This is a genomic window from Spirillospora sp. NPDC048911 (assembly GCF_043198015.1).
Classification (GTDB): Bacteria; Actinomycetota; Actinomycetes; order Streptosporangiales; family Streptosporangiaceae; genus Spirillospora.
Genome location: NZ_JBICUD010000013.1, coordinates 191475 through 213394, shown reverse-complemented (window position 1 = coordinate 213394; position 21920 = coordinate 191475). Strand labels below are relative to the sequence as shown.

The following is a 21920-nucleotide window of genomic DNA, read 5'->3' as shown; positions in this document are numbered from 1 at the left end:
GTGAACGGCACGGTGGGGTGATTACGTCGGTTGGCTGGTGGCGTCGGGTAGACGCCAACTCAGAGGCGATAGTCCTGCCAAAGGCCGCTGTCGCCTTCGTCCAGGCCGTCGATCTCCTGGCCGCGGTCGCGGCGGCGTCGAGCAGCTTCGGCTATGGCGGTACCGGCGGCCTTGGCGGCGGCCGTGATCATGTCGGCGTGCGGTCCCAGGTACCAAGGTTTGAGGCGGATGAGCGCGGGCTTGGTACCGGTGGCGAGCAGCAGAGCGGTGCCTGCGGGAAGGGCGCGGATATCGGCGGCTTCGAGAACCTCTTGGCGACGGAGGGAGATCTGTTCGGTGGCCCGCCCGTCGCCGTAGGTGATGGACCGGACGGGAACGTCGTGCTGTCCGACCAGGGTGGCCAGGTCGCGGACGAGGCGCGGTGAGTCGATGCCGGCTCCGATGACCTTCCGGGTCGCTGCGCCCCAGAGCGCTGCCATCCCGGGCTCGCCCCACACGGTCACGCCTTGTTCGTAGGACTGCAAGATCGTTACCGGGACAATGCCGCGTGACCCCAGATGACTGTAGAGCTGCGGGAGATCGGCGATGCGACAGATGTTGGCGGCCTCGTCGAGAGCCACCACGAGGGGCGGATCGAGGCGACCGCCATGTTGCTCGGCTCGACGTTCAGCGGCCCGCATCGTCGTGTCGGTGAGCGCCGCGATGAGCGGAGCGGCGGCCGACAACGACTTGGAGAGCAGATAGAGCGTGTCGAGCGAGCCAGCGAACTCGTCCGGGTCGAACGACCGGAGGCCGGTGTGGGGAGTGACCCAGGCCAGGATCTCCTCGTCTCGGAGGCACTTGGCTGCGGTACGAGCCGTTTGGTAGATGCCGTCACGTGTTTCCACCGCGCCGTTCTGCGTGCCCTTGAGCGAGGACGCCATCAGCGTGAAGCCCGCCTGTTCGAGCAGCTCGATCGGAGTGGGAACGGCCGGTTCGTCCAGCCAGTGAGCGACGTGGTGCAGAGTCCGCCCGGACGCAGCGGCGGCCAGGAAGAGCGCACAGAGTAGATCTTGTGCTGCCGGGCCCCAGAGGTCCTTCTTCTGTCCGTCGTCGACGGTGAGGACGAAGTGGCCGGCGAGGCGATGAGCGTCTTCGACGGTGGTCAGGCGTCCGAGCGGGTTCCACCACCATTCCTGCAGCTGATAGGTGATGTGCTGGGGGTCGAAGAGCCAGATCCTTCCGCCGGTCTTGGACGCGCGGAGAGCGGAGATCGCAGCCCACAGATCGGCCTTGTTGCTGGTGGCGATGACCGGACCAGGCGCCGAAAGCACGTGCGGAATCGACTGAGTTGTGGTCTTGCCGGAACGGGGCGCCATGAACGCGACGACCGTGTCCTCCCAGGACGTGAACAGCGTCTTCCCCGTACGTCCACCTCGTTCCAGAGCATCCCCGAGCACCAGACCCACCTCTGCATCGGGCAGCCTTTCGGCGGTAGCGCGCTCGGCGAGGGAGGGGCGTAGCGCCCGCGCGCGCTTGGCTGTCGACTGGTGGTGCAGTGAGGCCAGGGACGGGTTGTGAGCGAGCGCGGCCACAGGATCTCCCGGCCGCAGGAGCCGTCGGACAACGCGCTGCCACACCAGCCAGACCGCCACCGCAGCGGCTGTCACGACTACCGCCACGATGAATAGGACGAGCGGGGTCGGTGTGCCTGGCCATAGGAGTTCGGTCTCGCCTCGTCCCGCTGCGACTGCGAACCGTGCGCCGAACGGCATGACGCGCCCACCGGTCAATGCAGCGGCGAGCCTCGCGGCGGCCCAGACCAGCCACAGACCGCCGACAGGTGCCCAGCAGCTCGTCAGGATCATCCAGCCTCCGGCGGCACCGGTATGCCAGATCGATGCACGTGGCCCCAAAGCTCTGGTCATGACCGTCCCTTGGCGTTCCGGCCGTCGGCCGTCCCCTGCCCGAGGCCGAAGCGGCAGCGGATCCATGAGACGCCGGATCGACTGGTCACCCGGTGCGACTCATAGCTCGGGCTCGGTCGCAGGGGGCGCTGACCTTCGGAGGGCTCGGCGGTGAGGGAGTCATGCTCGGGACGAGGACCGTGGGCCCCGGCGCTCGTGGTCGTAAGGGTCGCGCCGGGCGCGGTCAGGCTGCGGGACGTGGACATGGTTCCTCCAGGCGTTGACGTGGTCGTTCATGGACGCGTCCTTTCTTGGAGCCGGATGTGACTGGTCGATGATCTGATGCGGATGTGATGGGCTCGCGGGGATGCGAGCTCGTCTACAGGGCGCGGATGGCTTGGTCGGTGTCGTAGAGAGTTGTCTCAACCCCGACGAGGGATAGCTCTACGGGGATCCCGAGGCGTTCGCCGGTCTTGATCAGGTACTTGCCGCGGCCGGGATGGCGGGCGTCGGGTTGCCATGAGTCCGGCGCGGACCAGGAGGTGACCAGGTGCTTTTCGGGGCCGGTGAGCGGGACGATCTCGCCGATGCGGGCCAGCTCCCGGGGCGGGAGCCCGGCCAGGACGGTGATCGCTGAGCGTTCGGCGAATCCGCGGGCCTTGGCCCGGTCTTCCTCGGTGGCCAGGGCGTCCAGGTCGGCGAGCGAATGGGTGATCATGATGGACGCCATGCCCTTGGCGCGGTTGAGCCGGGTGAGGGCATCGGCGTGTTCGACGAGGCCGGGGGCTCCGCGGAGTGCTCGCCAGAGTTCGTCCATGACTCCGAGGTAGGAACGGCGTGGGCCTGTTCCTAGGTCGGCGAGGGCGGCGGAGGCGTCGACCATCGCGAACGCGTACGCCCAGGTGCACAACATGGCCGCTGTCAGCAGCTTGTCTCCGGCTGCGCCGACGGTCGAGATGTCGACACTGATCGCGGGCGCATCCAGCTCAAGGGGGCGGCTGGTGGGGGAGTCGAACACTCCGGCCAGGGACCCTGTCAGCAGTAGGTCGAGGGTGAAGACGAGTTCACGGGTCTGCCGCCGGTAGGCGTCGTCGTTGTCGGTGCGGGCTGCTGTCCGGAGCTCGCTGGGTCCTTCCTCCAGCACCTGCAGTACGTCGGGGATGGTGGGATCGCGATTTAGGCGGTCGTCGAGGAGGTCGATGGCGCGGCCGAGCACGACTTCTTCGGCGTTGGTGATGCGCGCTTCGCGGATGAGGGTGGCCAGAGCCATCAGCAGCGACAGTCGCCGAGATCTGACCTCCCAGCGCAGTGTGGTTCCTTCACCTCCGGTGAGATGCCGGAGTGCTGCGGCGAGCGGGCCTGAGTCGAGCGGGTTGATGCGGTCCAGGCCGCGGCCGACGCGGATGACCTGGCCGCCGAGGTGCTGAACGAGCATGGTGTAGTCGGGTTTGCTGTCCCCGAGGATGATCGGGGTGGTTCCCGTTGCGACGGCCCCGGTGACGAGCCGTTTGACCAGGGTGGATTTGCCTGTGCCGGGCTGGCCGAGGACGAACATGCCGGGGTTGGTGACCAGGCCGGCGCGCAGCCATGCGAGGGGATCCAGGCAGACGACCTCGCCCCACAGTTGATGGCGTCCGATCGGCGTTCCCACGGAGGGCGTGCCCGATCCGGCGGTGAACGGATAGAGCCCGCAGGCCTGGCTGGTGGTGGCCTGAAACTGCGGCGCTGGCTCAATGTGCACAGAACGGCCTGCCCCGCGGTGCTTCCAGCCCCGGGCAGGCGCCAGCGGCTGGGCCATCACCTCGTTCTCCACTGACTGGAGCCGAGCGGCGATCTCCCTTTTTGAACGCGGTTGGGCGCGGATTCCGTCGATTGATTTCGAGGCTGAGCGGGTGCTGAGTGGAAGACGAGTTGGGGGCATGGGGTGAGCTCCGTCAGTGAATGGCACGTCGTGACAGGTCAGGTGGACAGATCCCGCACGGCAGGGTGGTGGCGAACCCTGCGGCTTGGCTGCCCCAAAGGCGGCGTAGGCGGATCCGGGATGTATCGGCGGCGGCTTCCACGTGTGCGATTGCGCGTCTGAGGTCGTCAGGGGCGGTGACGGTGACGGTCGCGTAGAGCGACACCAGACACACGCCTGCACCCATTGCTTCCTCGGCTGCTGCTTGGCGCGCGCGAGCGGTGTCCCAGGAGTCGCGAGCAGTTTCGTCTCGGCCTGTGCGGCGGCGGAACTGAGCACGGAACGCCGCCGCGTTCACCTCCTGCTGGAGCACTCGGCTTGCTGCTGCGGCCGGCAGCGCCTGGTACTGCAGCGTGATCCGTTTGGGAAACGGGCCTGGGCTCACCAGGCGCGCAAGGACGTCGGAGTGCACGTTCTGACGAGGCGGCTCCTGCCAGGCCCACGAGACACTGACGGCGCCGTCGTGCTCGTAATGACCGGTGTGCTCGATCGCGTGTACGGGGCCGGCGTCGCTCCAGGCGAGCAGTTCGCCGGTATCGCCGGCGCGGCTGAGCAGCCGGTTGACCTCGCCCCGGGCGGGCGGATCGAACGCGGTCCTGACCGTACCGGCGATCTCTGCGGCGCTCGCCCGGCCGAGCACGCTCACCCCACAGCCGCCCAGCGCGGACGACAGCCCGTCCAGCGCACGGCCGACCTCTGCGGCCGCCATCGTCAGGTCACGTGGTGAAGTGGGAAACGCCTGAGGATCGAAGGTAATCGAAACCCGGGTGTCCACGTCCGCGGCGGCTCCTGGAGCGCTGGACACCAGTTCGTTCAGAATGTGTTTGGCGGTGGCCGGTGCGTCGGGCGCGATCGAACGGTTCACGTTGTCGGCAAGTGTGGAGCCTGGTTCGGGGGCGGTCTCGACCGTCACGCTCACCCAGCACACGGCCGGGAGATGCCCGAGCCTGGCCAGCCATTGGCCCCAGGCGGCCACCCATGTGTCGGCGTCAGTCCGGTCCGCGAGCCAGGTCGATGCCGGCACCACTCGCAACGTGGCGGTGAGGCGCCCGGTCCGGCGATCCCACACAATCCCGTACCTGCCACCGGCACCGTCCTCGGCGCTCAGCAGCGTCAACGGAGCCAGGATGCCAGGCAACTGGAACGCTCTGGGATGGTCGACAACCACCCCGGCGCTGTAGCGCGTCCGTCCCCGCATCGATCCCCACCACCAGCGGCAGCGGGCCAGAGCCAGACGTCCGATCGGCACTCCAGACACCCGCACCATGCAGAGTGCTCCGGCGACCATGAGCGGTGGCCCGATCACCAGCAAGGCCACAGGAATGAAGGCCCCGAGCAGGATCACCGACATCGCGCCGCCAAGGGCGACGAATGTGGCGGTCGTGTCCATGCCGAGCAGCCCGATGCCGCGGCGGCGTCGCCATCCGCCGTACGTGCGGACCTCGTATGTTCGGTTCTCATGCGCCACCGCCGCCACCTCCTTCAGCGCCGGCCGCGCCAGTCGGGCCACCTGCACCGTCGTTCGATCCGGATGGTTGGCCCAGCCAGCGGACTGGGCGTTGTGATGCTTCACGGCGTTCGTGATCCCAAGCACTGGCGGCTGTGGGCCCCACCGGCTCGCCTGCTGGGTCGCTCGATGACTGTCCAAGGCCGCCGTCATGGTCGCCCGGTGCACCGTTGCCCGACGTCTCGAAGGCGCTTCCTGTGGGTTCCGCCGTGGGTTGCGACTGCGCCGCGCTCGGGGCCTGGTCGTTGGAGTGGACTGTTGACTGCTGCTCTTCCTGTCCGTTGGGCAGGTGGGGCGGGTTCTCTGCTGATGGCTGCTCGCCAGGCTGCTCCCCGAGCTGTTGACGCAGATAGCTGGCATGCTCGCTGGCCGAGGTGTCCTGGCTGTTGTTGGAGCCGCCATACGCGGTATAGGAACGCAGCGCGCCGAGCGTCATGGCTCCGCTGAGCACGGTCCCCAAGATGCCGTTGGAGCCACCGGACTCGGCTTGGCTCGTGGTCCAGGTGAAGAACTTCAACAGGACGGGGAACGCGATCAGGCTGACGAGCATCATGGTGAATCCCATGAGCGTCGAGTGGATGCCCTGGCCATCGCCGATCAAGATGAACGCGGTCGCGTACACCGCGGCCGCCGCCGGTTGGTAGAAGATCAGCGCCAGCCCCCATCCGGTGACCTTCTTGAACCACGGCTGGGTCGCCGGAGTGATCATGCCCGCGGCGGCCAGCGGCAGTACCCCGGCAAGGATGATGAGCGCGGCGCCGCGGAAGAGCATCAGGAACGCCTGGATGATCCCGACGACGAGCGCGACGAGACTCAACAAGATGACCAGAACGGCCGGTATCTGGCCGGGCAGTGCCGTGATGAGGGCCATCTTGGTGGCGAAGCCGCCTTCGGCTGAGGCCTCCAGTACCCATCGGCTCCATTGATCTCCCCATTGGAGCAGCTGGTTGGGAAGGACCGCGCCGATGGCCGTCACCACCGCCAAGACCACCAGGCCACGTCCGGCGTCGATCAAGGGATTGGCCTTGCGGGTCAGTGTCATCTTCCCGGCGACGATGAGCATTGCCGCCATCGCCACCGCGATCGTGATTGGCTGGGTCAGGTGCTGGAGCAGACCGATAGCGGGCTCGTGCTCCAGATCCGGCGGGGGAGTCTGGACCCACCAGGATGCAGTCTTGGAGACCATCCAGCCGACCGCGTCGCGGAAGGCTTTGGCCAGCTCCTCCAGGACATTGCCGCCGATCTCGGCCGGTAGATCGGGCATCGGCGGGCCGAACGGGTGACCGCCGTCGTCATCACCTTCCACGGTCTGCACACAAGCCGGATCGAGAACGGCCGTGCCTGGACAGGGCGGCCGCTGCGGGAGATGAAGCATCACGGCGATCACCCGTTCGCCGCGAATGTGGTGTAGCCGGCGGACGAGGTGACCGGCACGGCAGCGAGACTCCAGTCACCCTTCGGCGGTGCGATCACGCTCCAGTCGCCACCCTTATCGGTTGCCTGCCATCGCAACCAGATCCTGGTGGATGCTCTGACCTTGGAATCGCTGTCTCCCGGCGTGGACGACAGCAGATCCAGGCCGGCGACGTCGGGCGTGTAGCCGAGCCAACGGAATCCCTCGATGGTCGCTATGGCCGGCAGCGCTTGCGTGTAACGCAGACCACGGCGGCGGGTTTCCTCCTGATGCGCTCGCCGAGTCAACTCGGTGAGAGCTTCGGCGTCTGGACCGGCGATCTGGCGGGCGATCGTCGTCTCGAAGACGTGAGGTCCCCACACCGAATTGGCGCGACCGGTGATGTGGACCGCGGCCAGCAAGGCTCCGCGCGGCGTCTGGGAGAAACCGGCGGCCAACTCGCCGCTGTTTTCCCGTGGACCGTCAGCGGCGGACGAGGGGAGAGCGATGCCATGGAAGTCATGCCAAGCCAGGTCGGCCACCGTGATCTGCGGCTCGATCTGCAGCCGCGCGGCCACGGCGCGTTCCGCATTGCCGGGCCGGACCTGATCGGATTCCGACGGAGGGTCGCCGTCGGGAAGCGCGGCGTACACCACGACCCCACACACCGCGGTCGCAGCGGCGAGGGTGGCACACGCGCGTCGCCGCCGATGACGGGGGAGAGGGACAACAGAGGAGCCGGTAGGCGAGACGCCTGGGGGTGTTCGGTACCGGTTCATTGGTTGAAGAACACCCCCACGATTGAGGCAGCCGTCACGGCGAGACTCAACCCGCCCAGCACCCAGGGGACTCCGGTCGCGCCGTCGGCGGCGAACGTGGAGCGGTTCTTGCGGCCGATGGCCATCTGTGCGGAACAGATGAACAGCCCCGCCAGCCCGCAGATCAGAACCGCGTATTTGCCCCAGCTCAGCAGCAGCTCCATCTTCTGATCCAGGCCGGGCGGCGCCTTGGGAGGCGGGTCAGGGATCTTGATGCCCGGTCTCGTGGACGGAGGGGAAGTCTCAAGGACGTGAATGCGCCGTCCGTCCGGGCCTTGCCCCGACGGCTTCGTTGCATGCTCCAGATGCAGACGATCGAATACGAGCAAGAGCAGGCCGTAGGGCTGGAATGGCATGAGGTCTCCAGGAGCGTGGTTGCGTGGCTGAAGGGTCTGGAATCAGGGCCTGAGCTGGCCACGAGTCAGGTCATGGACGGCGGCAAGGGCTGCTTGTGCTTTCGCCGGGAGACGAACGGATACGGGGTCGTCGACGAGGCGTAGCGAGGTCACGAACGGCATTCGCACCAGGCCTCCGGTCCGGTCGGCCAGCAAGGCGAACCGTGCCGTTGCATCACGAGGCTCGGGGCCGCCGTCGCCCACGACGACCAGGACGGCCACCTCCTGGCCGCCATGGCGAAGAGCCGCGATCGCCGCCGTCGCAGCGCGTGCTGCCGCTGGCGTATTGCGGCACGCCAGCACCAACGGGCGCCCTCGGGTCACGAAGGGTGCGCGATCAGGCTGTCGCCGCGTGATGGAACCCATGTCCCAAGACGGGCCCAGCAGCCTTGCCAGCGTGGTGGTGCCGGCTCCGCCGTGGGCACCCATCACCACGAGCTCCACGACGACCGGAGCAGGGATCGAGGTGGGCGCGTCCGCCTGACTCGCGCAATGAACCAGCGTGTGCCGACCCCGCGGGCGCGCAACCAGGGCCTGGAGCCGCATGTTCCCAGCTTGAATCACCATCATCCCCCGATTTCGTCTCACTGGGTGGCGAGATGCTTACGGTACGTGGCAGAATTACAGAGCGCAAGCAGTGTCAAAGAGCTTCAACAGGATCCACACATCCGAAGAACGTGCTTCCGCAGCACCCATCCACCACACTGGGAAGGCGAACCGTGAACCACACACCAGGAGCCACCGCCATGACCGACGAGTCGACGCCCGAGCAGTCCGGCCGCGACCCCGACGTGCTCACCACCGCCGAACTCGCCGCCAAGCTCGGCCTGTCCGCTCAGACCGTCCGCCGGATGGCCAACGCGGGACAGATCCCGGCGCTCAAGACCGGCAAGGACTTCCGGTACTCCTGGGAAGCGGTCCGCCAGGTGCTGCGGCAGCCCCACCGAGAACCAGGGGTAACCGCCGATGATCAACCCAACGACCGGCCCGAAGAGCCAGCGACAAAGAAGGGCGCCGGCTACCGAGCCCAACGCCGCGCCCGCACCGGAGCCCAACAACCAAGCCCGTCGGCCGACTAGCCCACCGCCCCGAACCAGACCCACACCCCATCGCCTGGCGGCGGCCCTGCATCAACCCCGGTGAAGGCCGCCGCCTGCGTCGCCGCCGCCGGCCTGCTCGCCTACCCCCTCGCCCTCGCCACCCTGCTGGCAGGCGGTAACCACACCGCCAGCGCCGACGCGACATCCGCGGGCGCGCCCACCGCCTACGCCCGCGACGACATCCCGCCCGACTACCTGCGCTGGTATACCGACGCCGCACAGACCTGCCCCAGCCTGCCCTGGGCGGTACTCGCCGCGATCGGCAAAGTGGAGTCCGACCACGGACGCTCCCCACTCCCCGGCATCCGCTCCGGTGAAAACCACGCCGGAGCCGGCGGCCCCATGCAATTCCTGGCCGCCACCTGGGCCGCCTACGGAGCCGACGGCAACCACGACAGCCACAAGAACCGCTACAACCCAGCCGACGCCATCCACGGCGCCGCCAACTACCTATGCGCCAACCACGCAAGTCAAGGCGGCAAGCACCTCCACCAAGCGATCTGGCGCTACAACCACGCCGACTGGTACGTCCGCAAAGTCCTGGCCCAAGCTGGCCGCTACGCCGCCCCCACCTCCAGCGGCCGCGGTGCCGTCGCCGTCCGTGCCGCTCTCAGATGGCGCGGCACCCCCTATTCCTGGGGCGGCGGTGGTCCATCAGGACCCACCTACGGCATCGAGCACGGCGCGAACATCAAAGGCTTCGACTGCTCGGGCCTGACCCAATACGCCTGGGCCAAAGCCGGCGTGATGATCGCCCGCGTCGCCGCCGACCAATACGACGACGGCCCTCACATACCCCGCCACGCCTTGGCCTCCGGCGACCTGCTGTTCTTCGCCACCAACCCGCGCAACCCGCGCACCATCCACCACGTCGGCATCTACCTCGGCCGCGGCCGCATGGTCCACGCACCCCAGACCGGCGACGTCGTCCGCGAAGCCGAATTCGCCCGCAGCGCCTACCGCCAACGGCAATACGTCGGCGCCACCCGCCCAACCCCACGCAACCGGCACCAATAACCCCGAGGCGCTCCCATGACCAACAGCAAAAACCCGGCCAAGCCTCCTCGCCACGCCCACCGCCCCGCAGCCCGCCACCACCACCCGACCCGCCACGCCCGACCGAAACCTCCCAGAGTCCCGATCTCGTGCGGCCCGATCCGCGCCTTCAGTTACGGCGGCGGCTGGCAATCAACCGCGGCCCTCGTCCTCGCCGCCCAAGGCAAGCTCGACTTCAACCTCTTCCTGTTCGCCAACGTCGGCGACGACAGCGAACACCCCGCCACCCTCCAATACCTCCACGACCACGCACTCCCATTCGCCCACCAACACAACATCGACCTGCACCTGCTACCGCGGATCAAGCGCGATGGCAGCACCGAAACCCTCTACGGCCGCCTCATGCGCGAAGGCTCGCGATCCATCCCCGTCCCCGTCCGCATGAGCAACGGCGCACCCGGCACCCGCAGCTGCACCGCCGACTTCAAGATCCGAGTCATCGGCCGCTACCTCAAAGCCCACGGTGCCAGCGCCACCAACCCGGCCACCATCGGCATCGGCATCAGTGTCGATGAGATCCACCGCGCCAACAATCGCCGCTGCGAACCCTACGAACAGATCGTCTACCCGCTCCTCGACCTGGGCATCCGCCGTACCGACTGCCCCCGCATCATCCGGTCAGCCGGCCTCCCGGTACCTCCCAAGAGCGCCTGCTGGTTCTGTCTTATTTGGAATCTGGGTGATCTAAGTTCTTCGCCCATGACATCGATCAACTGGGACAAGTTCCCCCTGGCGGCCGGGCATGAGCATGCTCGGCGGTGGCTGCAGTTCACCGCGAACATCGGGCGGGCGCCGAACACGGTCGAGGCGTACGGGCGGGCGGTCGAGGATCATCTGCGGTTCTGTGCCCTGGTGGGCGCGGATCCGTTGACGGTCCGCGCGGATGTCGTGGCGGCGTGGGTCGGAGACATGCACGAACGGCCCAATCCGCGGGCGGCCAAGCTCGTGCACTTCGACTCCGGCTCTGGGCTGTCGAACGCGACGATTCAGCAGCGTGTGATCGCGGTCCGCTCGTTCTATGAGTTCCTGGTCGAGGACGAGCTGCGGGAACGCAACCCGGTCCGCCGTGGCCAGTCCGGCCGACGTGGACGACGCCCTAAGCAGGGGCTCGTGCGCCGGGTGGAGCAGGCACCGTGGATCCCCAATGAATGGGACTGGCAGAAGATCCTGAGCGCTGTGAAGTCGCAGCCACTGCGGAATCGGCTCATGGTGGGACTGGCCTATGACGGCGCGCTGCGTCGCGAAGAGCTCGTCCAGCTGGAGATCGGCGATTTCGAGCCCGCCTACTTGCTGATCCACCTGCGCGCAGAGACCACCAAGTCCAAGCGCTCCCGCGAGGTCAGTTTCGGCGCTGCCAGCTCGCGCATGTTCATGGCCTACCTCGCCGAGCGCCGCCTGATCGCGGGGCGGGTCGATGGTCGGCTGCTGCTGAGCGCGTCACGGCGCAACTTCGGGGCGCCGCTGGGTGCGTCAAGCTGGTCGAAGATCGTGACCGGCATTGCCAAGACGGCCGGAGTGCCACGGTTGTCCACGCATACCTTCCGGCATCTGCGGCTCACCGACCTGGCCCGCGCGGACTGGACCATCGATCAGGTCGCTCAGTACGCAGGGCATCGGGATCTTTCCACGACACTCCGATACATCCATCTGAGCGGCAGAGAACTGGCCGCCAAGCTGCGAAAGGCCAGCAAGTCGATCCAGGCCGACCGCGAGAGGCTCCTGGCCGCATTGGTGGTGGAGTCATGACCGTCACCGCCGAGTCGATCGCTCAGATCCGCACGAACGTCACCGGGCTGCCCGCCGAGCTGACCGCCGCCGAACGCCAGGCCTTGAAGCGAATCGCGGGCCTGGCCCACATCCATCTGCCCGCCGAGGACCGCATCCCACTGCGACGGCTGATCGACCCGCTGGAGGAGGCGTTCACCGGCTGGTCACCGAAGACCGCCGTGATCGCGCGCAACCTGGTGCTGGTCGAAACCCATCGGCAACAGCGCGCCTACTGGGGATGGGACGAGCAGGTCTGGATCGACCTGGCCTGCAGCGACCGACCTGCCGCCAAGCAGAGCCGATTCGAGATCGTTGCCTACGGCCACCTGCTGGGCGGCCACCACCGGCTCCACCGCCGCGCCGGGATCGCCCACGTGGGCAAACTCGCGGACACGGTGTTCGGTCCCGGCGCCGTCGACACGGCCTTGGAAGAGGTCCAGTCGACACTGCTGACCTGGAAGTCCTCGGAGAACTCCTTGTCCCGGGGACTCATCAACGCGCTGATGGACCTGCTGCTGAGCTGCAGAAGCCCGCATCTGAGCGACATCACCGAAGAGCAACTGGGGGAACTGATCGCCGACTACCGGACCGATCAGAAATCCCGTCGCCACGGCCTGTTCAAGATCTCACGGGTGCTGGCCGACCGGGGCATCATCCGCGCCCCTCTCACCAGCAATCACCACAACCGCGGCCCCAAGCCGGAGACGCTGGCCACGGTTCCGGCCGAATGGCTGGAATGGGCACAACGCTGGCGCAAGCTCTGCACTCACGAACCCGGCACGGTCCGCACGATGTTCTCGGTCCTGCTCATCGCCGGTCGCTGGGCCGCCGAAAAACACCCCGAGGCGCTCAGCCCCGACGCCTGGACCCGCGACATCGCCGCCGAGTACGTCGCCGACACCCTCCAAGCCACCATCGGACAATGGGCTGGCCACAACCGCAACAAACTACGCTTCGGCGAGCCGATCAGCGTCTCGGGAATGGCCAACCGGATCGACAGCCTGCGGGGTTTCTTCTGCGACCTCATCGAGTGGGAGTGGATCCACCCCAGGTTCGACCCCCGCCGGGTGATCAGCCTGCCACTGTCCCGCCGCGCCCAGATCGGCCCGAACCCCAGGATCATCGACGACGCCGCCTGGGCCAAGCTCATGGCCGCCGGCCTCACCCTCAACAGCGAAGATCTCAAGCCCTACGGCACCCCCGCAGCCAAATCGGCCGGCTGGCGGGCCACCTACTACCCGATCGAAATGATGCGTGCCCTGGTCGGCGTCTGGCTGTTCGCAGGCTGCCGCATCGACGAGATCCGCCGACTGGAACTCGACTGCATCATCTGGGATGAGAGCACCGACGACCAGACCGGCGAGACCTATCCGATCTGCCTGCTGCGCATACCGGCCAACAAGACCTCCGGACCATTCACCAAGCCCGTCGACCCGGTCGTCGGCCAGGTCATCGAAGCCTGGAAACTCGTCCGTCCGCCCCAACCTGACATCGCCGACCGCAAGACCGGTCAGCGCCGCCAGCACCTGTTCTGCCATCGCGGCCAGCTCATCGGCTCCAGCTACCTCAACGATCGAGTGCTGCCCGCGCTCTGCCGCAAAGCCGGGATCCCCGAGAGCGATTCACGCGGGGCGCTCACCAGCCACCGGGCCCGCGCCACCATCGCCACCCAGCTGCTCAACGCCCGCGAACCGCTCTCCCTCGCCGACCTGCAGCAATGGCTCGGCCACAAACATCCCTCCAGCACCCGCCACTATGCCGCGATCCTGCAGCGCACCCTCGCCAGCGCCTACAGAAAGGCCGACTACTTCGCCCGCAACGTTCGCACCATCGAAGTCCTCATCGACCGCGACACCATCCTGTCCGGCGCTGCCGCCAACGGACAGCCCTGGAAGTACTACGACCTGGGCGACGGCTACTGCACCTACGACTTCTTCGCCAAGTGCCCGCACCGCCTGGCCTGCGCCCGTTGCCCCTTCTACCTGCCCAAACAGTCCCACGCCGGGCAACTCCTAGCGGTCAAGGACGGCATCGAAGGGATGCTCGAACAACTCGACCTCACCGACGAAGAGCGCCAGGCACTCGAAGGCGACCGCGACGCAGTCGGCGCCCTCGCCGAACGCCTCGCCGACGTTCGTACTCCCGCGGCCCAACGCCCAGCGAACTCGGCAACAACAGCGCCTTCATCTCCCTCACCACACTGCGCGACAGCCTGTCCGGAGGCACGCCATGACAGGCACCTTTACCTATCGCCTGGCCCAGGAACCTGGCTTACAGCAGGCCCAGCCTGACCGCCGTCCAGCCGGGAGCTTCGCCACACCCTGGAGGCGGCCGCTCTCCATCACGGCGGGCGAGCTCACAGCCCGCTTCGAAATCGGCCGGATTGGACGGATAAAGAGCCATCCAGCGTTCCAAGAGCGCACGAGCCTGACCCTGCTCATCACGGCTGATCAACCATTCGAGCAGGTCGGAGGTGTCAAAGCCCAGCGTCAGGTCCGGAACATCGGTGACCAGCCGACTTGGGTCGGCGGTGCTGTCGAACCACGGCATGGCCACCTGCCGGAGCCTGCCGACGAACGCCTCCATCCGCTCCAGCCGCTGCACGGGATGCGTCAGGCCGAGGTGACCACCGAACATCGAATCCACCAGCGACCCGAGCGGGTGACCGCACACCCAGTCATCGCTGCCCTCACGCAACGCAGAGTCGGGATGGGCGCCGCGCCAAGCCGCCAGCCGCCGATCCCGGACGTTCAACACCACGTTGAACATCACTTGCTCACCTGCTCGGTTCGATCGCGAGTTCTGCAGGTGAATCTGTTCCATCCGGTCACCCTCGACGCGCTGCAGGGTGCCCCGCGACCTCAACCACGCGAAGCCCTCGGCCGCCATCCGCGCCGCCAGCCAGGCCCCTGCCACGCGAAGGACCTCGGCCGGCCGCTCAGCATCCACCAGTTGAGCCGACAACCGATCGATCCACTGCCCATCCTCGATCTCAGACACAGCCACATCATGCCCGACCAGCCGAAACGCCCAACAGACGGGTCAAATCACCGGCGAGCAAACAAGATCGTTACTCCATATTCGCAATAACGTGCCCATTCCACCGGCTGAACACATGGAAGGACATGCGCCGCGACCAGCCTGACCTGTTTGCCAAGGCGTGCCACCTGGAAGACACCCTCAACGCCCGCCGCCGCATGCTGGAACGCGACCCTGTCTGGCTGACCCGCTACAACGCGCCGCTCTCCGCCGTGGTCCCACTCGAAGACCCGCTTCCCATCGACGACTCTGACGCGTCCTGCGACGGCGGCTGGTGCTTCACCTGACCGTCGCGCTCGGCACCGCCACCCTGCCCACTCCACCTACCGGAGGTTCACTGTGGAAACCCTCAAGTACAAGGATCTGCCCGAGCTCCCCACCGTCGTCGACATCATGACCGCCGCCCGCGCCCTCGGCCTCTCACGGACCTACGCCTACGACCTCGCCCGCCGTGACCAGTTCCCCTGCCGGGTCCTCCGCATCGGTACCTGCTACCGAGTGCCCACCGCAGACCTGCTCAAGCTGCTCGGCGCGACCCGGGAAGCCAGTCGGGCAGCCGACCCTCCAGGCTGATCGAGACGTGATCGCCGGACTCAGGGCGGCGTCCCTGGGTGCTGCGGAGCGCAGCCAGGGGACACCGCCTACAGGGATGTCCACCTGCTCACGTTAGATCCCGATGGCAGATGAGCGGCAGATGATCTCGAGCCCTGATCATCGGCAGATGATCAGGGCTCTTGTGCTACGGCCGGCATGAGCCGCTGGCCGGCGACCAAAATGACGCCGTCGGGGAGGTTGACGGCAAAACCTCTGACCACTGCCAAGAGTCGGTCGCCCTCGGAACGACCTTGGCTTCCCCAGGCTCACGATTTCACGCCGCGCCCCTGGCTCAGATGTTGTGCCCGACTTCGTCAGGCAGACCGAGACCCCAGGTCGACCCGCGCCCAGAACGAGAACCACACCGCTGACCCGATCGCTCATCCCACCCGGAGCGTCATACTGAGATTGGCCTTCACCTTCGCCGTCCATACCGATCCCGGTGCTGACCCGACAGCCTCCGACGCCATGCACGCAGGAACCTGGCTCACCGCCGTCGCCGAACGAGCCGGCATTACCATCGGCGGCGAACTCGCGGCCGCGATCGTAGGCGACACGCTCGCCGGCCTCGACACCCCCAACGCCACCCGACGACCTCACAGCCGCGATGCACAGCGCTCTAGAAGACGCCCGACAGCGCATCGCGACCGTGGCCAAACGCAGCGCAGGTCACGCGGAGATGTCCACAATGTTCACCGTGCTGGTCAGCGCCGACGACCGAATCGGCTTCAACGCGGAGAGCACAAGTTCCCACCAGTTGCCACCACCGACCCGTGCCGGAGGCCTCCTCAATGCAGCCGGTGACAAACTGGACTCGCTGACCCTGACGACCCGGGCAGCCGAGTCTAGAGATCGCTACTTGCTGTGCTCCACTGCCCTCGACGCCTCGATCGACGACCAGAGCAAATACCGGATCCTGTCGGCCACGCTGATCCCGCGATAACGGTGTGGCCTCTCATCGACGCGGCGATCAGATGCCACAACCAGCCCCCGCTCACGGCTCTCGTCGCCGACATCGCCGAGCCAGCCGCTTGCCTGCATCCCTGCTCGGGGCCGCCTACGCCGACGCTCCGCCGCCCGCCGCCCGCAGCGTCCCTGTAGTCGCCGCGGCGTTATCCAAGACCGCGTCGAGAAGCGAGGTGCTGCCGAATCTAATTACGTCGGTTGCCGGAAGCCCAACTTCGTCCTCGATGCGTGCCAGTTCGGCTTTCGCCTCATCCAGTGACAGGCCCTGAGTGTTCACTGTTATGCCGACCACTTTGCTGGATTTTGTGTGATGGAACCAGTTTGCTGCAGTTTCGTTCATTTCCAAGAGTTCTCGGAGCGGAGGAAACTTGCACTGCGGATACTGTCGCGGCGCAGTAGCGCCGGCGCGGTGACAGAAAATCATAGAATCGGGAAGAGTTCCGTGGATCATTCCCAAGTTCAGTGAACTGGTGGCCAGGTCATTGAGAGCCCCTTGGCCTTCCACGAAAATCAAGTCATGTTGCCGGACGTATTGCAGCACCCATCTTTCGACGTGCCCAGTCAGGTAGTCGGTGACTACCTGGTCCGCCGGCAGGCCATCGCCGGACACCAGCATGCCGGTCTGACCAGTGGCCAGGAAAGCGCTATTGAGGTGGCGACCAATGGCGCGCTGATTCAGCTCGATACCGGCAGTCATTTTCCCGACTGTCTGGTCTGATCCCACCGTTAGGACAACATGACTGCCGGTTCGGTGTGGTTGATATGTTGGTAGGTATTCTTCTCCAGGGGGCTTGCGGACATCCCAAATCCGAACACCGGCGGCCCTTGCGGCTTCGGATATCTCCTTGTCGTTAGTCAAGTAGTAAGGTAGGGGATTGGCTATGTTTAGTCTTGCCGATATCGCTTCCAGAGTGACCTTGCGCCATTCATCTGGAAAGACAGAGCGAAGCGGTGAGTATCCGATAACGAAGGTGTTGGGTTGTCGATTCAATGCCTCGGAAAGGTTGCGTGATGTGGCCAGTCGGTAATCGGTCTCTATCTTGAGCGCGTCGGCCACGTCCATTCCCGCTCGAGTGCTGTCGATAACCGCGACTACGTCAGAGGATCGGTAGCGAACGAGAGCCCATGGAAGTTTTCCGTCGGGTGAAAGGTTGTCTTCTGCGTAAATTACGAGTCGTCCCATGTCGGCGAACATGATGCTCCTCTTTTGTTTGGTACTTGGTGTGATGGCAGTGAAGATCTAGCCTATGCGGCCAGTTTGCATTGGTCTGGCGTGGCGCGCAAGGTTCAACATGAAATTATATGGGATCAGCCCGATGTGCAGCGTATTCGGCGGAAGGTATTTCAGGGGATCCGCAGTAGAGTGCTTGCTCGATTCGCGCATGACCCCTTTGGGTAAGTCTAAATTCAGGCCATAAATGAAAGCGATAGTCGTCCTTCTCGGCCAATCAACTAGAGGGCGAGTTCGATGTCGACCGCCGCATCCGATGGGCCGTCCACTGGCTGAGGGCGGCCGACCACGAACTTGCGCTCACCTCGAGTGTCTCGATCGGGAGCGCGAGCGTATCTTTTATTCCCACTGCGATACCTCATGCAGGAGTACACAAAGAACTGCTTACTTGAAAAAGGGCACAGAAAAGTCATTTATCGTCCAGGTTAAGATGCTGGTTGTGTTGGCGAAAGAAAGTTCTTGACCTAAGGTATCATCCATGTTATCTCGTGCCGCTCATGCGGCTTTGGTAGATGCTATTGACCTTCCCGTCGTTGATCACTAATATCTTATCGCGTCAGTCCCGCACGGGCTATGGTAACGAGCTTAAGGGGTGTGTGTTCGTGTCCACGACTGCAGATGAAGCTTGCCGTGACCTGATCGAGTCCGGCTATTCAATGCTAGACCTTGACGCAAGTGGCGCCGCCATTCTGTCGGAAGTGCTTCGGCAAGGAAGGAGCTTTTTCTCTCGCTCACTCGAAGCTAAGTCACGGTATTCTGCGGAGGACCCGAATTTCGGATATCTCCCGATGGGGAAGGAGTATTCGATATCTCCGGAAAGGCCCGATCTGAATGAGCGGTTCGCGCTCTGGTCGGATCGTGTGGGAACCATCCCTAACTCTGCCGAGATCATGCCTCTCACGGGCGCACTTCTTAGCTGGAGGGATGTTCTCATCCCTTTCCTTGAGAAACTGTTCCACGGCCTCGCACGGCATTTTGGGAGTGATGCCACGCCCACGTTCAAGGCCGCTTCCTACCTTCAGCTCAACAATTACATGGCATCGTCGGATCGTGACCTTCTTCAGGATCGACATGAGGATGGACATCTGCTCACCGTGATCTATACGACCGGACCAGGGTTGGAGATATTCCCGGGCCAAGATTCTCCGGTGCCGGTGGAAACACCTCCGGGCAAGGTGCTTGTCATGCCGGCGTCCGTTCTCGCGGATCTCACAGGTGGAGCGATAAATGCTCTCGATCACCAGGTGCGAAATCATCGGCTTTCCGAGCGTATGGCGTTGATGTACTTCGTGAATCCAGAACTCTTCGGGCCGCTCCATCCTTGGGTCGGTGACTCGAGCGTCGATCTCCGTGAAAAAGCTAAGACCAACCCGGCCGTCTTTGGATTGCCCGAGGTGCCTGTCCTGTGACCTGTGTTCATTCGATGGCAAGGGCGTCGCCATCGGAGCACCCCGTATGCCGTATCCGGGAGTGGCGCGGTGTGAAAGCAAAAGACTCACTCCACGATGACGTAGGAGTTGGCTGAAACTCAGCCGACCGGAGGCGGAGAGAGGCTGGCTCATCCGGGCTGCTCTTCAGGTCGGTGTGTGAGCACCAGTGCAGCGCTGTTGCCGGCGAACCCGAAACTTGTGACCAGCACTGACCTCGCGTTGCATGGAACGGCATCGGCCAGCAGATGTAGTCGGTGGGTGTTTTCAGGATCAGAGAGGCGGGAGGTCCCGGGCGCCAGCCGTTCGCGCATCGTGTAGACGCCCGCTGCCACGGCGGGAAAGGCCGAGGCATGCATTAGATGGCCAATCGCTCCCTTATGGGAACTGACTGGGACATTGTCCCAGTCCATTCGAGCAGCTAGATCCTCCAGGCCCGCAATCTCTGCGGCATCGCCCTGGACGGTCCCGGTTGCGTGGGCATGGATGTACGGCGTTCCGGCCGGCCCCGTTGCGAGGTCGGCCTGTCGGACGGCACGGAGCGTGCAGTCAGTGACCACATCGGGGTCAGATGAGGAGGCATCGCCAGCGGCCACCCGAGAGACGGCCCCAGCCACCTCGATGTCTGATGTCGCACCCCTATGTGCGGCGTGCGGGACTGTTTCTAGAATGAGAACGCCCGCGCCGTCCCCAAGTACGATCCCCGAGCGCGCGCGGTCGAAGGGCAAGGGCGATCCCGCTGTCAGCGCACGGCTGACGTGCATGCCGAGGTTCTCGTAGCCGTTGAGTGCGGAGACTCCGGCCACCACCACGATCTCGGCCAGGTCAGCCGCAAGCCAGTCGCGAGCGAATCCGACAGCAACGGCGGCGGACGCGCATGCATGGGAGAGGTGGATCTGCTCGCACGACGCGGGCAGCAGCGGATGCCGCCATGGCCACATGTCGAGCATCTCTGCAGCGGCGGCGTTCGGTGGCGATCCCGGTTCCGGTCCCTGGCCTACCCGCATCACAAGCGCGTCCTCTGGCACAGCTTCCAATGAGGCGTCAGCGAGGGCTTCACGGAGTGCGAGATCGAGCATGACCAGCCGTTTGGGGGAGGTCGGTGTCGTGTACCTGATGCCTCGAATGGGGAACGGGCCCACGTCGGGTTCATCGTGCACTGGCAGGGTGGCTGTCTCCAGAAGGCCGTTCCAGAAGCGGTGGGCCCCCTGACCAAAACCGGTGACAAGGCCGATTCCGGTAAGGCGGACGCTCATGTCAGAGCTCCCTTGTCGATCTTTTGGGCCATCCTGCGCAGCGCACGCCTGTCCACCTTCTGCGACTGAAGTCGAGGAATCTTTGAGACCACCACGACGTGACGAGGTACGAACTGCGGCGGCAAAACGGTCGCGCAGGCTTCGCGGATACGTTGAGCCGCTGTGCGGGTGCCCCTTTCCGAAGAGGCCCTGGCGGCTTCGGAGGCTGGTGACGTCGGGTTAACCTCCACGAAGGCGATGACCTGGTCGCCCCTCGGCTGTCCGCTTGGCAGGCCAACTACTCCCGACGCCTCGACGCCGGGACACGAAGCGATGGCCTCTTCGAGTGTCTCTGGAGGGAAGGTCTCGCCGTGAACAATGATCGTTTCCTTCCGTCTGCCGAGGATCTGAACGAAGCCGTCTGAGTCGATGGCACCCGCGTCTCCGGTTAGCAGCCAGCCGTCGTCAGTGAATCCGGCCCCCGGGGAGCCCAAGTAACCCAGCATGAGGCTGGGGCTCCGCACCAGCAGCTCGCCAGCTTGAGGGTCGATCCGCACCTCAGTGCCCGATAGGGGTTTCCCGACCGTTCCGAGTCTGTGTTGCGAGGGCGAGCCGATCGCCACGTTGGGGCCCGCTTCTGTTAGCCCATAGCCGTCATGTAGGGGGACACCGACCTCCAGAATGAACCGTTCAGCCAACGACCTCGGAAGAAGATCCCCTCCGCATCCGCGGACCCTCAACGATGCGAGCGCCCGTCGCAGACCAGGATCGGAGCGAGCCATTCGCAGGAGTAGTAAGTAGCTGGTCGGCACGCCATCAAGGGTGGTCATTCGATCCGTCGTCAGGGCACGAGCGATGGGCTCCGCTCGGAAACCGTGCTGGATATGAAGGGCGGCGCCTGTGAGTAGCCATGTCGACATCACGCTGTGCCCGTAGGAATGGGTGAGAGGCAACGGCAACAGGAGACTGTCTTTATTGCCGATGTGCAGCTGCTCGGCGGTGGCCGACGCTTGGTATTCCATGGCCTCTGCACCGTGCAACACGGCTTTGGGTTCACCGGAGGTCCCTGAGGTCCAGAACACGACCGCGGTGTCGGCTGGGACTGGGAGGCCTTTTGGATCTGGCGTTCGGCAAGCCTCTACAGCTCCCGACCGAACGAGCAGTCTCGTCCCGACCTTCGGGGTGGCTTGTGCACTGTCGAAAGGTCGGTCGCCGAGTACAGCGGGCAGGGCCAGATTCCGGGCGGCCAGCACGGTCACCAGGACGGAGAGCGGGTCGTCGGAGGCGCAGGCAAGGCATTCGCCGTCGCCCATTTTCGGGACGGCCGCTGTCGCGTCGTCGACAAGCCTCCGCAACATCACTGAATCGACAGGCTCTCGGTCGATTGTCAGCGTGCCGTAACCACGGGTCATGCCGGCCTAGCCATCGACACAGACAACATGTACCGACCGACAACGGGTCGTACGGTGACGACGAAAGCGGACGTTCCGATGGCTGCTGCCCACCGTGCTGCCTGGCGTCCGTCCGCCTCGGGCGTGCTGATCGC

At 65.4% G+C, this 21920-nt stretch carries 20 protein-coding genes; 8 read left to right on the top strand and 12 right to left on the bottom strand.

Annotated elements, in window-relative coordinates:
* Nucleotides 1–59: 59 nt before the first annotated feature.
* The 7 genes from ACGFNU_RS44145 to ACGFNU_RS44115 all read right to left on the bottom strand — a co-directional run bounded on the left by ACGFNU_RS44145 (nucleotide 60) and on the right by ACGFNU_RS44115 (nucleotide 8505).
* On the bottom strand, nucleotides 60–1574 hold the full coding sequence (locus ACGFNU_RS44145; RefSeq protein ID WP_392602646.1) for a type IV secretory system conjugative DNA transfer family protein: 1515 nt from the start codon (nucleotides 1572–1574) through the stop codon (nucleotides 60–62).
* Nucleotides 1575–2265: 691 nt separating this feature from the next.
* A complete protein-coding gene (locus ACGFNU_RS44140) occupies nucleotides 2266–3627 on the bottom strand; it encodes a hypothetical protein (protein WP_392602645.1) in 1362 nt (453 codons plus the stop codon).
* 193 nt (nucleotides 3628–3820) lie between these two features.
* Nucleotides 3821–5419, bottom strand: coding sequence for an SCO6880 family protein (locus ACGFNU_RS44135; RefSeq protein ID WP_392602644.1), 1599 nt, complete (start codon nucleotides 5417–5419; stop codon nucleotides 3821–3823).
* The gene (locus tag ACGFNU_RS44130; protein WP_392602643.1) at nucleotides 5304–6740 is read right to left on the bottom strand and encodes a hypothetical protein; all 1437 of its coding nucleotides are present in this window, start codon (nucleotides 6738–6740) and stop codon (nucleotides 5304–5306) included. The genes ACGFNU_RS44135 and ACGFNU_RS44130 overlap by 116 nt, the downstream gene beginning before the upstream one ends.
* Nucleotides 6737–7402 carry a hypothetical protein gene (locus ACGFNU_RS44125; RefSeq protein ID WP_392602642.1) on the bottom strand — a complete coding sequence of 222 codons (666 nt, stop codon included), beginning with the start codon at nucleotides 7400–7402 and terminating at the stop codon, nucleotides 6737–6739. The genes ACGFNU_RS44130 and ACGFNU_RS44125 overlap by 4 nt, the downstream gene beginning before the upstream one ends.
* 119 nt (nucleotides 7403–7521) lie before the next feature.
* Nucleotides 7522–7920, bottom strand: a complete 399-nt coding sequence (locus ACGFNU_RS44120) for a hypothetical protein (RefSeq protein ID WP_392602641.1) — start codon at nucleotides 7918–7920, stop codon at nucleotides 7522–7524.
* A gap of 42 nt (nucleotides 7921–7962) precedes the next feature.
* Entirely contained in the window at nucleotides 7963–8505 is a 543-nt protein-coding gene (locus ACGFNU_RS44115) for a hypothetical protein (RefSeq protein ID WP_392602640.1), read from the bottom strand.
* Between the two features lie 200 nt (nucleotides 8506–8705).
* On the opposite strand from ACGFNU_RS44115, the gene ACGFNU_RS44110 reads away from it, so the two are divergent.
* Together ACGFNU_RS44110 and ACGFNU_RS44105 are read left to right on the top strand one after the other, a co-directional pair.
* A complete protein-coding gene (locus tag ACGFNU_RS44110) occupies nucleotides 8706–9038 on the top strand; it encodes a helix-turn-helix domain-containing protein (RefSeq protein ID WP_392602639.1) in 333 nt (110 codons plus the stop codon).
* Nucleotides 9039–9098: 60 nt separating this feature from the next.
* On the top strand, nucleotides 9099–10076 hold the full coding sequence (locus ACGFNU_RS44105) for an NlpC/P60 family protein (RefSeq protein WP_392602638.1): 978 nt from the start codon (nucleotides 9099–9101) through the stop codon (nucleotides 10074–10076).
* 171 nt (nucleotides 10077–10247) lie between these two features.
* Here the strand turns inward: ACGFNU_RS44105 and ACGFNU_RS44100 are convergent, their stop codons facing one another.
* Nucleotides 10248–10382, bottom strand: coding sequence for a hypothetical protein (locus ACGFNU_RS44100; protein ID WP_392602637.1), 135 nt, complete (start codon nucleotides 10380–10382; stop codon nucleotides 10248–10250).
* Between the two features lie 75 nt (nucleotides 10383–10457).
* Between ACGFNU_RS44100 and ACGFNU_RS44095 the strand changes: the two genes are divergently transcribed.
* A complete protein-coding gene (locus ACGFNU_RS44095; RefSeq protein WP_392602636.1) occupies nucleotides 10458–11861 on the top strand; it encodes a tyrosine-type recombinase/integrase in 1404 nt (467 codons plus the stop codon).
* Nucleotides 11858–14173, top strand: a complete 2316-nt coding sequence (locus tag ACGFNU_RS44090) for a tyrosine-type recombinase/integrase (protein ID WP_392602635.1) — start codon at nucleotides 11858–11860, stop codon at nucleotides 14171–14173. The genes ACGFNU_RS44095 and ACGFNU_RS44090 overlap by 4 nt, the downstream gene beginning before the upstream one ends.
* Here the strand turns inward: ACGFNU_RS44090 and ACGFNU_RS44085 are convergent.
* Entirely contained in the window at nucleotides 14154–14882 is a 729-nt protein-coding gene (locus tag ACGFNU_RS44085; RefSeq protein ID WP_392602634.1) for a hypothetical protein, read from the bottom strand. The genes ACGFNU_RS44090 and ACGFNU_RS44085 overlap by 20 nt on opposite strands.
* A 125-nt stretch (nucleotides 14883–15007) precedes the next feature.
* Between ACGFNU_RS44085 and ACGFNU_RS44080 the strand changes: the two genes are divergently transcribed.
* From ACGFNU_RS44080 to ACGFNU_RS44070, 3 genes are all read left to right on the top strand, one after another.
* A complete protein-coding gene (locus ACGFNU_RS44080; RefSeq protein ID WP_392602633.1) occupies nucleotides 15008–15208 on the top strand; it encodes a hypothetical protein in 201 nt (66 codons plus the stop codon).
* Between the two features lie 52 nt (nucleotides 15209–15260).
* Nucleotides 15261–15494 carry a helix-turn-helix domain-containing protein gene (locus tag ACGFNU_RS44075; RefSeq protein WP_392602632.1) on the top strand — a complete coding sequence of 78 codons (234 nt, stop codon included), beginning with the start codon at nucleotides 15261–15263 and terminating at the stop codon, nucleotides 15492–15494.
* Between the two features lie 709 nt (nucleotides 15495–16203).
* Nucleotides 16204–16458: a hypothetical protein gene (locus ACGFNU_RS44070; RefSeq protein WP_392602631.1), complete on the top strand. Its 255-nt coding sequence runs from the start codon at nucleotides 16204–16206 to the stop codon at nucleotides 16456–16458.
* A gap of 114 nt (nucleotides 16459–16572) precedes the next feature.
* On the opposite strand, the gene ACGFNU_RS44065 is transcribed toward ACGFNU_RS44070, so the two are convergent.
* Nucleotides 16573–17676 (bottom strand): DUF1611 domain-containing protein, encoded by a 1104-nt coding sequence (locus ACGFNU_RS44065; RefSeq protein ID WP_392602630.1) that lies wholly within the window; start codon nucleotides 17674–17676, stop codon nucleotides 16573–16575.
* Nucleotides 17677–18314: 638 nt separating this feature from the next.
* Here ACGFNU_RS44065 and ACGFNU_RS44060 point away from each other — a divergent pair.
* Complete coding sequence (locus ACGFNU_RS44060) at nucleotides 18315–19121, top strand: 2OG-Fe(II) oxygenase family protein (protein ID WP_392602629.1); 807 nt, start codon at nucleotides 18315–18317, stop codon at nucleotides 19119–19121.
* Between the two features lie 149 nt (nucleotides 19122–19270).
* Here the strand turns inward: ACGFNU_RS44060 and ACGFNU_RS44055 are convergent, their stop codons facing one another.
* Nucleotides 19271–20395 carry a beta-ketoacyl synthase N-terminal-like domain-containing protein gene (locus ACGFNU_RS44055; RefSeq protein WP_392602628.1) on the bottom strand — a complete coding sequence of 375 codons (1125 nt, stop codon included), beginning with the start codon at nucleotides 20393–20395 and terminating at the stop codon, nucleotides 19271–19273.
* Nucleotides 20392–21786 (bottom strand): class I adenylate-forming enzyme family protein, encoded by a 1395-nt coding sequence (locus ACGFNU_RS44050; protein ID WP_392602627.1) that lies wholly within the window; start codon nucleotides 21784–21786, stop codon nucleotides 20392–20394. The genes ACGFNU_RS44055 and ACGFNU_RS44050 overlap by 4 nt, the downstream gene beginning before the upstream one ends.
* Nucleotides 21787–21920: the final 134 nt, after the last annotated feature.

What these genes read in the sequence shown, in the direction of transcription:
- ACGFNU_RS44120 (WP_392602641.1), bottom strand. Translation starts at nt 7,920, where the DNA reads ATGCCATTCCAGCCCTACGGCCTGCTCTTGCTCGTATTCGATCGTCTG.
- ACGFNU_RS44115 (WP_392602640.1), bottom strand. Translation starts at nt 8,505, where the DNA reads ATGCGGCTCCAGGCCCTGGTTGCGCGCCCGCGGGGTCGGCACACGCTG.
- ACGFNU_RS44110 (WP_392602639.1), top strand. Translation starts at nt 8,706, where the DNA reads ATGACCGACGAGTCGACGCCCGAGCAGTCCGGCCGCGACCCCGACGTG.
- ACGFNU_RS44095 (WP_392602636.1), top strand. Translation starts at nt 10,458, where the DNA reads ATGCGCGAAGGCTCGCGATCCATCCCCGTCCCCGTCCGCATGAGCAAC.
- ACGFNU_RS44090 (WP_392602635.1), top strand. Translation starts at nt 11,858, where the DNA reads ATGACCGTCACCGCCGAGTCGATCGCTCAGATCCGCACGAACGTCACC.
- ACGFNU_RS44080 (WP_392602633.1), top strand. Translation starts at nt 15,008, where the DNA reads ATGCGCCGCGACCAGCCTGACCTGTTTGCCAAGGCGTGCCACCTGGAA.
- ACGFNU_RS44070 (WP_392602631.1), top strand. Translation starts at nt 16,204, where the DNA reads ATGTTCACCGTGCTGGTCAGCGCCGACGACCGAATCGGCTTCAACGCG.
- ACGFNU_RS44065 (WP_392602630.1), bottom strand. Translation starts at nt 17,676, where the DNA reads ATGTTCGCCGACATGGGACGACTCGTAATTTACGCAGAAGACAACCTT.
- ACGFNU_RS44055 (WP_392602628.1), bottom strand. Translation starts at nt 20,395, where the DNA reads ATGAGCGTCCGCCTTACCGGAATCGGCCTTGTCACCGGTTTTGGTCAG.
- ACGFNU_RS44050 (WP_392602627.1), bottom strand. Translation starts at nt 21,786, where the DNA reads ATGACCCGTGGTTACGGCACGCTGACAATCGACCGAGAGCCTGTCGAT.